The 12,898-nt window shown below is 60.9% G+C and carries 11 protein-coding genes; 10 read left to right on the top strand and 1 reads right to left on the bottom strand.

The genetic code is table 11. The features are described 5' to 3' along the window. Positions 1-40 precede the first annotated feature (40 nt). From AC07UB_RS06435 to AC07UB_RS06425, 3 genes are all read left to right on the top strand, one after another. Positions 41-1,582 carry a WS/DGAT/MGAT family O-acyltransferase gene (locus AC07UB_RS06435; protein ID WP_494651665.1) on the top strand — a complete coding sequence of 514 codons (1,542 nt, stop codon included), beginning with the start codon at positions 41-43 and terminating at the stop codon, positions 1,580-1,582. Between the two features lie 15 nt (positions 1,583-1,597). Next, positions 1,598-2,605: an alpha/beta fold hydrolase gene (locus tag AC07UB_RS06430; protein WP_494651666.1), complete on the top strand. Its 1,008-nt coding sequence runs from the start codon at positions 1,598-1,600 to the stop codon at positions 2,603-2,605. Between the two features lie 148 nt (positions 2,606-2,753). Next, positions 2,754-5,996 carry a bifunctional cytochrome P450/NADPH--P450 reductase gene (locus AC07UB_RS06425; protein ID WP_492793064.1) on the top strand — a complete coding sequence of 1,081 codons (3,243 nt, stop codon included), beginning with the start codon at positions 2,754-2,756 and terminating at the stop codon, positions 5,994-5,996. Positions 5,997-6,002: 6 nt separating this feature from the next. Here the strand turns inward: AC07UB_RS06425 and AC07UB_RS06420 are convergent, their stop codons facing one another. Continuing rightward, positions 6,003-6,887, bottom strand: coding sequence for an alpha/beta fold hydrolase (locus AC07UB_RS06420; RefSeq protein WP_492793247.1), 885 nt, complete (start codon positions 6,885-6,887; stop codon positions 6,003-6,005). Between the two features lie 215 nt (positions 6,888-7,102). Here AC07UB_RS06420 and AC07UB_RS06415 point away from each other — a divergent pair, with 215 nt between their 5' ends. The 7 genes from AC07UB_RS06415 (at position 7,103) to AC07UB_RS06385 (ending at position 12,857) form a co-directional block, all read left to right on the top strand. Continuing rightward, positions 7,103-7,489 carry a hypothetical protein gene (locus AC07UB_RS06415; RefSeq protein WP_492793063.1) on the top strand — a complete coding sequence of 129 codons (387 nt, stop codon included), beginning with the start codon at positions 7,103-7,105 and terminating at the stop codon, positions 7,487-7,489. After that, the gene (locus AC07UB_RS06410; RefSeq protein WP_492793062.1) at positions 7,486-8,580 is read left to right on the top strand and encodes a PHA/PHB synthase family protein; all 1,095 of its coding nucleotides are present in this window, start codon (positions 7,486-7,488) and stop codon (positions 8,578-8,580) included. The genes AC07UB_RS06415 and AC07UB_RS06410 overlap by 4 nt, the downstream gene beginning before the upstream one ends. Further along, positions 8,577-9,173, top strand: coding sequence for a GNAT family N-acetyltransferase (locus tag AC07UB_RS06405; RefSeq protein WP_492793061.1), 597 nt, complete (start codon positions 8,577-8,579; stop codon positions 9,171-9,173). Before AC07UB_RS06410 ends, AC07UB_RS06405 begins: the two co-directional genes overlap by 4 nt. 157 nt (positions 9,174-9,330) lie before the next feature. Then, positions 9,331-9,819, top strand: a complete 489-nt coding sequence (locus tag AC07UB_RS06400; protein WP_492793060.1) for a phasin family protein — start codon at positions 9,331-9,333, stop codon at positions 9,817-9,819. 129 nt (positions 9,820-9,948) lie between these two features. Continuing rightward, the gene (locus AC07UB_RS06395; protein ID WP_492793059.1) at positions 9,949-11,232 is read left to right on the top strand and encodes a DUF445 domain-containing protein; all 1,284 of its coding nucleotides are present in this window, start codon (positions 9,949-9,951) and stop codon (positions 11,230-11,232) included. A gap of 197 nt (positions 11,233-11,429) precedes the next feature. Then, complete coding sequence (locus AC07UB_RS06390; RefSeq protein WP_492793058.1) at positions 11,430-12,206, top strand: alpha/beta hydrolase; 777 nt, start codon at positions 11,430-11,432, stop codon at positions 12,204-12,206. A gap of 183 nt (positions 12,207-12,389) precedes the next feature. Beyond that, positions 12,390-12,857 (top strand): cupin domain-containing protein, encoded by a 468-nt coding sequence (locus AC07UB_RS06385; protein ID WP_494651669.1) that lies wholly within the window; start codon positions 12,390-12,392, stop codon positions 12,855-12,857. Positions 12,858-12,898 lie beyond the last annotated feature (41 nt).

Raw genomic sequence — 12,898 nt, 5'->3', positions numbered from 1 at the left:
ACGCCAAAAGGCGACAGCGGCGGTTAAACGGGAGGGTAACATGAGTCACGCGAAGAAGCTGTCCTCGATGGACGCGTCGTTTCTTTATCTCGAAACACCCGAGATGCCGATGCACGTCGGAAGCATGGCGATCTTCAGGCTGAAGGACGGATATCAAGGCGACTTCTTCGAAGACTTCAAGAAGATGATCGCGAGCCGGATTCATGTTGCGCCGATCCTGAAGGCGCGGCTGGAGAAAGCGCCGCTCGACATCGATAACCCAAGTTGGGTCGAGGACGATCAGTTCGACATCGATCGCCACATTTTCCGCGCGAGTCTCCCAGCGCCGCACGACCGCGCGATGCTGGAGCGCACCGTCGGCTGGATGCACGCCAAACTGCTCAACCGGGCGCGGCCGCTGTGGGAGTTCTATGTCTTCGAGGGCATGGCGAACAACGAGATTGGCCTTTATTCCAAGATGCACCATGCCTGTATCGACGGCGGCGCGGGCGCCGCGCTCACCAATATGATTTACGACATCACGCCGGTGCCGCGTGAATTTCCGAAGATCGTTCCGAACAAGCCGGCCAACGAGCCGCGCGATATCGCCACCAATATGATCGATTCCTACACGCAGCTTTGGCGTCAGCCGCTGGATCCGTCCACGGCCAAGAGCTTCGACCTGCCGCGTAGCGGCAAGAGCGATCTCGGCTCGATCCTGTTCGACAATGCGATGTTCCAGATCGAGAGCGGCATCAAGATGATCGGCGGCATTCCCGAAGCCGCCAAAAGCATGCGGGACATGATCGCGAAGGTTTCCGATCCCAAGGCGCGTGACAGCATCGCGAGCCTTGTTTCGCCGTCCACGATGCTGAACAAGTCGATTTCGTCGGAGCGCAGTTTCGCGGGCGTATCCGTCTCGCTGCCGGAAGCCAAGGCGCTGGCGAAGCAGGCCGGCGGCAAACTCAACGATGTGGTGATGGCGCTGTCGAGCGGCGTGCTGCGCCGTTACCTGCTGGAGCAAGGCGGATTGCCGAGCCGCTCGCTTACGGCAGCGGTACCGATCTCGCTGCGCGAGGAAGGTAACAACGATGCGAACAACCAGGTATTCGGCATGGTGTGCTCGCTGGCGAGCAATATCGAGGATCCGAAGGAACGTATCGAGGCGATCATCACGCAATCGGCCAAATCCAAGGAAATGTCACATCCGTTGCGGGCGCTGATGCCCTCGATCTCCAATGTCGCGATGCTGGGCGCGCCGATGCTGATTCAGGTGCTGGCGCTGCTTTACAGCCGCTCCAATCTGTCCGATGTGCTCCCGCCCGCCGCGAACGTCACGATCTCGAACGTGCCGGGTCCGCGGCAAACGCTTTATGCGGTGGGAGCCGAGTTGCTGCACATCTTTCCTGTCTCGATCGCGACGCACGGGCTTGCCCTGAACATCACCGTGCAAAGCTATCGCGATCAGCTCGACTTCGGCTTCATCGCGGGCGCGAATATTATTCCCAACGTGCAGGTGCTGGCGGATATGTTGCCCGGAGAGTTCGCGCGCCTTGCCGCCGCCTACGCGCCGCCCAGCAATCTTGCAAGCGTCGCAAGCTGAAACGCGGCCATTGCAATGATTGAAATGCCGCCGCTTCAGTATGCTCAGACTAACGGCATACGTATGGGCTTCTACGACGCCGGCCCGAAGACCGATGCGCCGCCGCTGGTGCTGTGCCACGGCTGGCCGGAGATCGCATTTTCGTGGCGGCACCAGATCAAGACGCTGAGCGAAGCAGGGGTTCGGGTCATCGCGCCCGATCAGCGCGGCTACGGCGCGACCGATCGTCCTGAGCCGGTCGAGGCGTACGACATCGAGAACCTGACCGCCGATCTCGTCGGATTGCTCGATCATCTGAAAATCGATAAAGCGATTTTCGTCGGTCACGACTGGGGCGGATTTATCGTGTGGCAGATGCCGCTGCGACACCCTTCGCGCGTCGCCGGCGTCATCGGGATCAACACGCCGCATACGCCGCGTACGGCGACCGATCCGATCGGACTGCTGCGCCAGCGCTATGGCGATCACCTCTACATTGCGCAGTTTCAGGACCCTGCGCGAAAGCCCGACAAGATCTTCGGCAGCCGCGTTGAGGAAACATTCGATTTCTTCATGCGCAAGCCGATGCCGCAGAAGAAGCCGGCGGTGGTGGAGGCCGATGCCGGACCGCCTGCCGGAGGCCTCGGCGCATCGCCAAAACTGAACATGGCGTTTCCGCAGATGGTGGCGGGCTACGACGCCAAGGTAGACCCGCGCGAGAAGATTCTGTCGCCCGAGGAAATGAAGGTGTTTGTCGACACGTTCAAGGCGTCCGGCTTCACCGGCGGGATCAACTGGTACCGCAACATGACCCGCAACTGGGAGCGCTCAGCGCATATCGACCACACGGTGCGGGTGCCGTCGCTCATGATCATGGCGGAGAACGATCAGGTGCTGCCGCCGTCAGCCTGCGACGGAATGGAGAAGATCATTCCGGATCTCGAGAAATATCTCGTCAAGGACAGCGGCCACTGGACCCAACAGGAGCAACCCGACGAGGTCAGCGCCAAGATCCTGGACTGGCGCAGGCGGCGGTTCGGCTGAAACGGTGTGACTTTTGTGGGATGCCACCCCCGGCAAGCTCCTCGCGCCATAAGCCTTTGCAAAAGATGCGGCGGAACAGTAGCTTCGGAGAAAAGCTCCGGGCCAGCCGGACGTCGAGCAAGTCACGTGGGCAGGAGATATCCGAGCGATGGCGTCCCAGAATAAATTGAATCCGATTCCGCATCCGCCGAAGAAGCCGGTCGTCGGCAACATGCTGTCGCTGGATTCAACGGCGCCGGTGCAGGATCTGGTGCGGAAGACCAAGGAGCTTGGGCCGATTTTCTGGCTCGACATGATGGGTCAGCCGCTGGTGATCGTCGGTGGATTCGATCTCGTCGATGAACTGAGCGACGAGAAGCGTTTTGACAAGGCGGTGCGCGGAGCGCTGCGCCGCGTGCGTTCGATTGGCGGCGACGGGCTGTTCACTGCCGACACCACCGAGCCGAACTGGGCCAAGGCGCACAACATCCTGCTGTCACCGTTCGGCGGCCGGGCGATGCAGTCGTACCACCCGATGATGGTCGACATCGCCGAACAGCTCGTCAAGAAATGGGAGCGGCTGAACGCCGACGACGAAATCGATGTCGTTCACGACATGACCGCGCTGACGCTCGATACCATCGGGCTCTGCGGTTTCGACTATCGCTTCAATTCGTTCTACCGGGAAGATTACCATCCGTTCGTCGGCGCGCTGGTGCGATCACTCGAAACGATCATGATGACGCGCGGTATCCCGCTTGAAGGGATATTCATGCGCGCGCGCCGCACCGATATGGCGGCTGACGTCGCGTTCATGAACAAGATGGTGGACGAAATCGTCGCCGAGCGCCGCAAGAACGCGGAAGCCGCAGCAGGCACCAAGGACATGCTGAACGCCATGATGACCGGCGTCGACAAGGTGACGGGCGAGCAGCTCGACGACGTCAACATCCGCTACCAGATCAATACCTTCCTGATCGCGGGTCACGAAACGACCAGCGGCCTCCTGTCGTGCGCGATCTATGCCATGCTCAAGAATCCGGAGGTGCTTCGCAAGGCTTACGAGGAAGTGGACCGCGTTCTCGGCGCCGATGTTGACGCCAAGCCGACCTTTCAGCAGGTCACGCAACTTCACTATATCTCGCAGATATTGAAGGAATCGCTGCGAATGTGGCCGCCAGCACCGGCTTACGGCGTCACGCCGCTGAAAGACGAGACCATCGGCGGCAAGTACAAGCTCAAGAAAGGCACCTTCGTCACGGTACTGGTGATGGCGCTGCATCGCGACCCATCGGTATGGGGACCGCACCCGGACGTGTTCGATCCGGAAAATTTCAGCCGTGAGGCGGAGAAGAAGCGGCCGCCCAACGCATGGAAGCCGTTCGGCAATGGCCAGCGCGCCTGCATCGGTCGTGGCTTTGCGATGCATGAAGCCGCGCTTGCGCTCGGCATGATCCTGCAGCGCTTCAAGCTGGTCGATCACGAGCGCTATCAGATGGTGCTGAAGGAAACGCTGACCATCAAGCCCGACGGTTTCAAGATCAAGGTTCGCGCGCGCTCGGACAAGGATCGCACCATCGTGGCGAACCGTCCGGGGTCTGCGGCGATTGTCGACAGCGCGGGCTCGGCGGCTCCGGCGCGGGTCCGGCCCGGCCATAACACACCGCTGCTTATTCTCTACGGATCTAATCTGGGAACGGCGGAAGATCTGGCTCACCGAGTCGCCGATCTTGCGGAGGTCAATGGGTTCGCCACCAAGCTCGCGCCGCTCGATGACTACGTCGGAAATCTGAGCGATCAGGGTGGCGTCATCATTTTCTGCGCGTCCTACAACGGTGCGCCACCGGACAACGCCACGCAGTTCGTCAAGTGGATCAGCGGCGATTTGCCGAAGGATGCCTTCAAGGGCGTCCGCTACGCGGTGTTCGGTTGCGGCAACAGCGACTGGCTGGCGACCTATCAGTCGATTCCGCGCATGATTGACGAGCGTCTTGCGGCGCATGGCGGAACAGCCGCGGTGGTGCGCGGCGAGGGCGATGCCCGCGACGATCTCGACGGGCAGTTCGAGAAATGGTTCACGTCGGTGCGCGAAATCGCGGTGAAGGAATTCGCGATCGATACGGGATTCACCCGCGAAGCGAACGATGAGCCGCTCTACAAGGTTGAGCCTGTCGCGCACAGCGCAGTCAATACCGTGGCGGCGTCCGGCGGTGCGGTCCCGGTCAAGCTTGTGGTCAATGACGAGTTGCAGAACAAGTCGGGCGAAAATGCCTCGACGCGCTCGACACGTCATATCGAGGTCGAACTGCCGGACAACATCACTTACCGTGTCGGCGACCACCTCAGCGTGGTGCCGCGCAATGCGCCTGCGCTGGTGGATGCGGTATCGCGGCGCTTCGGTTTCTTGCCGACGGATCAGGTGCGATTGCAGGTGGCCACCGGCCGCCGCGCGCAGCTTCCCGTCGACAACGCAGTGTCGGTCGGCCGCCTGCTCGGCGAATTCGTGGAGTTGCAGCAGATCGCAACCCGCAAGCAAATCCAGATCATGTCTGAGCACACCCGCTGCCCGATGACCAAACCGAAGCTGGAAGCGCTGACCGGCGACGATCCGGCCTCGAGCGAGCGTTACCGTTCGGAAATTCTGGCCAAGCGCAAGTCGGTCTACAACCTCATGGAGGAATTTCCGGCGTGCGAGCTGCCGTTCCATACCTATCTGGAAATGCTCTCGCTGCTGTCGCCGCGCTACTACTCGATCTCGTCCTCGCCAGCCGTAGCAGGGGCTTCGAAATGCAGCGTGACCGTCGGCGTCGTTGAGGCACCCTCGATCTCAGGGCAGGGCATCTACAAGGGCGTCTGCTCGAACTATCTCGCCAGCCGTCGCCCGGGCGATGTGGTGTATGCCGTCATTCGTGAAACCAAGGCCGGCTTCCGCCTGCCGGAGGATCCATCGACCCCTATCATCATGGTTGGCCCCGGTACGGGCCTGGCCCCGTTCCGCGGCTTTCTGCAGGAGCGGGCGGCGATGAAGGCCAGGGGCCAGTCGCTTGGTCCGTCGATGCTGTTCTTCGGCTGTCGCCATCCCGAGCAGGACTTCCTCTATGCCGATGAACTGAAGGGCTTTGCGGATCAGGGCATTACCGAACTGCACGTCGCGTTCTCGCGGGCCAGCACGCCGAAAAGCTATGTGCAGGATTTGATCGCGGCCCAGAAGGACAAGGTATGGAATCTGATCGAGGCAGGCGCCGTCATCTATGTCTGCGGCGACGGCGGCAAGATGGAGCCTGACGTCAAGCGCGTGCTGACCACGATCTACCGCGAGCGCTCCGGAGCCGATGAGGCCGCTGCTGCACAGTGGATCGACATGATGGGTACGCAGAACCGCTACGTACTCGATGTGTGGGCGGGGAGCTGAAGCGCGCTACTTCGCGCGCGCCTCCTGCGCATGCTCGGCAATTGCGCCGACGATCGTCGGCCACATCGGTATCGGCAGCGCATGACCCATGCCTTCGATCAGCAGCAGTTTCGCGCCGGGAATCGATGCGGCGGTGTCCTTGCCGGCTTCCATTCTCACGAGCGGATCGATCGTGCCGTGAATCACGAGTGTCGGCGCTTTCACTGATTTCAGCCGTTCGTTGCGGCTGCCCGACGCAAGGATCGCGCGCAGTTGCCGTCCAACGCCCGCGGGATTGAGCCCGCGCGCGTAGGTTCGCTCGGCGCGCTCGAGGTCCTTCGCCTCGTCGAGAGGAAAGCTGCCGCCGCGCAAGATCTTCCAAGTCTGGCCGAAGCGCGTGAGGTATTCTTCCTTGGTGGTCGGCGGAGGCGCGAGCAGCATTGCGGATGCTTCGCGGGTCGGCTGCGGCAGTCTCGGATTACCAGTCGATGACATGATCGATGTCAGAGACAGCACCCGGTCGGGATGCTGAATCGCGATCTCTTGCGCGATCATCCCGCCCATCGACGCGCCGACGATATGGGCCTTCCTGATGCCAAGCGTATCGAGCAGGCCGACGACATCGTTCGCCATGTCCCATAACTTGTAGGGCGCTTCCGGCGCGATCTTGAAGATCCGCAGTTTCAGCAGTTCCATCGGGCGAAGCGGCTTGCCGCCGGACATCCTGGTCGAGTGGCCGATGTCGCGGTTATCGAAGCGGATGACGCGGAAGCCGCGCCCAGCCAGGTCCCGGCAGAAGTCGTCGTCCCAGAGGATCATCTGGGCGCCGAGGCCCATGATGAGAACCAGCGGCTCCGCATCGGGCGCGCCGAAGATTTCGTAGCAAAGCTCGATCCCGTTGGCCTTCGCCATCTGCGGCGGCTGGTGTGGAAGTGCGTTCACGTCGGCATCCCTTGAAATGAATAAAGTTAATCCCCTATGGCATGGTTTTGCCGCTTGCAGAAGGCGGAGCGGCATCATGGCCGTTTTAAACCGCTGGTCGGTTGACCCCGGTCCCGCAACGGTATGGAATACAAAGAAAAAAGCGGGGCCCGGCGGGCACCCGTTAACGCTTCCGGAGGGCGCCTATGGCTGACAAACCGAACGACCCCGTGCAGGTGTGGCACACCATGCTTGCCGAAATGGAAAAAGGCTTCAATGCCATGGCCAACCAGGTCATGGGGTCGGAACAGTTCAGCAAGGTCACGCATCAGCTGACCGGCGCTTCAGTCGGCGCCCAGAAGACCGTCGGCGATCTCATGGAGCGCTATCTGGTCAGCATGAATTTGCCGAGCCGCGCGCAGATGGTCAGCATGGGCGAGCGGTTGCAGTCGATCGAAGGGCAGCTAAACGAGATCAGGGCGCTGCTCAACCGCGTGCATGCCGACGTCGCATCACAAGGCAATGGACTGGCTGCGCCGAAACCGCCGCGCACCAAGCAGCCTCCATCCGCCTCAGGCGGAGGCACGCCATGAATGCATCGGCAAATCCGGGCGCGCTCGCGGATATCGCGCAGGTCGGAGACCGCATACAGTCGGAAGTACAGCGCGCCATCCAGCGCAGCATCAAGGGCGTGGAGTACTTCGCGTCCTCCGGACCCGCATTGGGATCGACACCGAAAGACATTATCCTCTCCAAAGGCACGATGAATCTTTATCACTACCGGCCGCTGGCGGATGAGATCTATCGCATCCCCATTTTGATCGTCATGGCGACGACCAACCGCGGCTATATCCTCGACATGGTGCCGGGCCAGAGCTTTATCGAATTTCTTCTGAAGAAGGGCTTCGATGTCTACATGCTCGACTGGACTGCGCCGCGCCCCGAAGAAAAATCGCTGCGCATGGAAGACTACGTGCTCGGCTTCATTCCGGATTGCGTCAAGCGCGTGCAGGAAGATTCGGGCGAGACCGATGTGAATGTGATCGGCTATTGCTTCGGTGGCGTGTTGTCGCTGCTGTATGCATCGATCTTCCACGACGGCCCGGTGAAAAATCTGGTGTGCTTCACGACGCCGATCGATTTCCGCGAAATGAAGCTGTTCCAGAATTTCTCGGACCGGCGCTATTTCGACGTGGATCGATTGGTCGATGGTGTCGGCAACGTGCCGCCTGAAATGATCCTGTCGTCGTTCGAGATGCTGCGGCCCGCGTCGCGCGCCGTCGGGCAGATTCAGCTTTGGGAAAACATCTGGAACGACGAGTACGTTAAATCATTCCGCATGTTCGACCGGTGGGCCCAGGACACGCTGCCGCTGGCCGGCGAGTATTTCCGGCAGACCACCAAGGATCTGATGTGGGACAACAAACTCTATAACGGCACGATGACCGTGGGCGGACGTCTTGCGGACATTTCCAAAATCAAGGTGCCGGTGCTGCACGCGGTCGCCGAGCACGATCACATCGTGCCCTACGATGCCGCGAAGCATCTGATTTTGAAGATCGGATCGGCCGACAAGACCGAGGTCATCCTCAAGGGCGGCCACGTCAGCCTCGTCGCCGGTGCGAACGCCATCAAGCGTCTCTGGCCCAAACTCGATTCCTGGTTAAGTGAGCGATCCACATGAGCAAGACCGAAGAGCGTACCTATCCTCGCCGTGTCGCTACCGAAGGCGGTGAAATCGAATTTCGCCATATGACGGCGGCGGACGAAGCGGCTGTTCTTGCCTTCGCGCAGAAACTGCCGGTCCATGATCTGCTGTTCATTCCGCGCAACATCAGCGAGCCCAAGGTGCTGTCGGCCTGGATCAAGGAGATCGAGCGCGGCGGCATGACAAGCCTGCTGGCGGTAAAGGGCAGCACGGTGGTGGGTTGCGGCACCATCGTTCGTGACCTGCTGTCGTGGTCGCCCCATGTCGGTGAAATCCGCATGGTGGTGTCCAAGGAGGTCCGGGGCCTCGGGGTGGGGCGGGCGCTGTCTCAGGAAACCTTTGCGCTAGCACTGGGGGCTGGGCTGGAAAAGATCGTCGCCCAGATGACGGTCGATCAGACGGGCGCGATCGCCCTGTTTGAGAGCCTTGGCTTCAAGGCCGAAGCCCTTCTCCACGATCAGGTGAGGGATTTGTCGGGAAGAACCCATGACATCGTGGTGCTGGGGCACAACGTCTCCAAGGTCCGGGCTCAGCTTGAAGCTTATGGCGTGACCGGCGCCGTCAGCTAAGTTCTTTAAAAGACTACGATTTATTTCATCACGATCTCGTGATGACGCAATGCAACATTGATGTTGCATCGCGTCATAGACTTTGGCATAACAACCGTGCCCCGGGCCACACCGGACGGGGTGAGCCATTAGTCAAACCCTGAGGATGGAGACCACCATGACCAATTCTTTCAACACCGAATCCGTGCTGAACACCGTCAAGACCGCCTTCGCGCCTGTCACCGACGCGCTCAAGAATTTCCCGAACGTGGAAGTTCCTGAAGCTGCGCGTGAGTTCGTGAAGAAGGCTGCCGGCACCGCGAAGGATCGCGCCGCCGACCTCCACACCGGTTCGGAGAAGGTGACCTCGGCCATCGAAACCGCCGTTGCCGGTTCGGTCAGCGAGACAGCGAAGATCTCCCGCAACATCCAGCAGGCCGTTTACGACGACGCGCAGGCGCTGTTCGCCGGCATCGACAAGCTCGCTTCGGCGAAGACGCTGAACGAAGCCGTGACGATCCAGAGCGACCTGTTCCGCGCCCAGGGCGAAATCGTCATGGCCCGCGCCAAGGCGACCACCGAATACTTCGGCAAGCTGATCGCTGACGGTGCGAAGACCGCGCAGGACAACTTCTCGAAGGTCGCGGCGTCCGTTAAGTCGGCCTGATCGCCGCTTCCTGAGACCTGATTACAATTCGACGATCAAAGGCCCGCCTCGAGCGGGCCTTTGTTTGCCACCGCCTGCCTTTGACGAGGATCGGGTTCGCGGTGCAATGTCGGCGAATCGAGGTCAATCATGACTGACAAATTCGTGCTGATCGCGGATGCGGGCGACATCGCGCGCGCCGCCGAACTGCGCCGCGTCAAGACGCTCGCCACGCTCGTGCTCTTTGGATGTGTCGGCGTGCTCATCATTGCAAAAATGATGGAGCACGTGCATCCGGGATTCGGTTTTCTGGCCGCGTTCGCGGAAGCCGCGACCATCGGCGGCCTCGCGGACTGGTACGCCGTGGTTGCGCTGTTCCGGCGGCCGCTCGGCCTGCCGATTCCCCACACTGCCATCATCCAGCATAACCAGCACCGCATCGCCGAAAAGCTCGGCGAGTTCATAGAAGTCCATTTTTTAAGCCCTGTTCCGGTCGAAGCGAAACTGCGCGAGGTCGATTTCGCGCGCTTCATTTCCGATTGGCTGACCGATCCGAAGAAAAGCGCGGACCTCGCGCGCTTCGTCCTTCGTCTGCTGCCGGAGGCGTTGTCCGCCGCCGAGACGTCAGGCCTGAAGACGTTCGTCACGCGCCGCATCGTCACGCAATTGCAGAGCGTCGATCTCGCGCCGCTGGCCGCGGGAACGCTGCGCGGTTTCATCGCCGAGGGCCGCCACAAGGGAATGCTCGACGATCTCTTGCAGTCGCTGCATGAGACGCTCAACAAACCGGAGACGCTGGCGCTGCTGCGCGAGAAAATCCGCAACGAGTTGCCGACGCTGCTCAAGCTCTATCGTGCCGACAGGTTTTTGCTGAACAAGATCGCCGCTTCTGCAACCTCGTTCTTCGACGAGGTGCGCGCCGATCCGAAGCATCCGTTTCGCGATGAGGTCGATCGCATCCTGCTGACACTTCCCGAAAAACTTGCGAGCGACAAAACCTATGGCGACCGTCTCGACGGCCTGAAGCGCGATCTGCTCGCGCGGCCCGAACTGGCGTCGCTCGCGCGCGACATTTGGTCGAATGTGAAAACATTTATCGAGGCGAACGCGCGGGGCGAGAGCAACGTGCTTGCACAGCACCTGACCGATATGTTCGTGAAGGCGGGACAACAGCTCGCGGGCGACGCCGACATGCGCGGCGAGATCAACAAGGGCATCGTGGTCGTGCTGCGCAGCTTCATCGCGGATCAGAAGAGCGGCGTCTCGCGCTTCATTTCCGATCAGGTGAAGTCCTGGAACATGGATCAGCTCATCAACCTGATCGAGATCAATATCGGCAAGGATCTTCAGTACATCCGCTTCAACGGCGCGATGATCGGAGGGCTTGCGGGATTGGCCCTTCATAGCGCCGAAGTGCTGATAAAGGCCCTTTGAAATCGCTGAAGAATCCGGATGGCGATCTGGCGGCGAAGTGGTGACGAACCTGAGTCCGAAATGGCGAAAATGCGAATCCGTGTCTAGAATGAAAAATTGATCGTTTGGTGCGTTGCAATATCGTCCCCGTGTGACCAGCTGTCCTAGACACGCCGGAAATTCGTGACCGGCGCGAATGAACGAAAAGGATTTTTCGAATGTCCGCTACTGCCCACGCGCTTCGCCCGCCGTCGCGCACGCTGATGTTTCTGGAAGCGCGCGCGATCAACGAGTTTGGCGCGTTCCTCGCCGCATTGCCGCTGCTGAGTCTTGCGCCGAAGGGCGACGGGCATTCGGTGCTGGTGCTGCCGGGCCTCGTCACAAGCGATACATCGACGCGTCCGCTGCGCTCGTTCCTGAAGACGCGCGGCTATGCCGTTCGCGGCTGGGGGCAGGGCCGCAATCTCGGTTTGCGTCCGGGCGTGCAGGATGGACTGGTCGATCGTCTCGTTGAAATGAACGAGACCAGCGGCCGCAAGGTCAGTCTCGTCGGCTGGAGTCTCGGCGGTCTCTATGCGCGGCAGCTTGCGAAGATGATGCCGGATCGCGTGCGTTCGGTGATCACGCTCGGCAGCCCGTTCGCGGGCAGCCCGAAGGCAACGAACGCATGGCGTGTCTATGAAGCGGTGAGCGGACAGCGCGCCGACGACACCAAGCCGGACTTCGGCGGCGAGATGGCCACCACGCCACCGGTGCCGACCACGGCGATCTTCAGCCGCACCGACGGCATCTGCGCGTGGCAGGGCTGTATCGAGAAGAAGCCCGGTGCGCTGGTGGAGAACATCGAAGTGTCGGGCGCGAGCCATTGCGGCATGGGTCATCATCCCGCCATCGTCTACGCTGTCGCTGATCGCCTCGCGCAGAAGGAAGGCGAGTGGACGCCGTTTGATCGTGGCGGCTGGCGCGGTCTGGTGTATCCCGATCCGAGCCGCTGAACGGTTGATTCCACTGGATATATCCGTCCCCGGGAGCTGCCTCGGGGCGGTGTCCAGGGGACGTACTTCAGTTTCGCATAATCCTATCGGGGGCTGGCATTCATGCCAGCCGTGGACTATGTGCGCTTGGGCTGGAGGGCGGCTGCGCATCTTGATGCGCGGGAACACATCAGGAGGAATGCCATGAAGCGCGTCTCTCTGATCGCTGCACTGTCGCTGATCATTCTGCATCCGTTACCGGCTGCGGCTGCCGACAACCACACGGTTGTATCCCCGGATCGACTGAAATGGGGGGCGGCACCGCCGGCTTTCCCGAAAGGTGCGCAGATAGCCGTGCTGAGCGGTGATCCGTCGAAGGAAGGATTTTATGTTGTTCGGGTGAAGCTGCCTGCCGGATACAAGGTGCCCCCGCATACACACCCGAACGATGAGAATGTCACTGTCCTCTCCGGGACGTTCAACATCGGAATGGGTGGCACGTTCGACGATAAAAATGGAAGTGCTCTCAAGGCTGGAGGTTTTGCGCGCGCTCCGAAAGGCATGCAGCACTATGCGTGGTTTACCGAGGACAGCATCATCCAGTTGCACGGGATGGGGCCTCAAGACATCATCTACGTCAACCCGGCTGATGATCCGCGCAAGAACAATTAGAACCTGAGGGGAAACGAGAGCCTGCGTCATGGTTTGCGCAA

The sequence above is a fragment of the Afipia sp. GW821-FHT04G03 genome, assembly GCF_059419985.1.
This window is presented reverse-complemented; position numbering and strand designations above follow the sequence as displayed.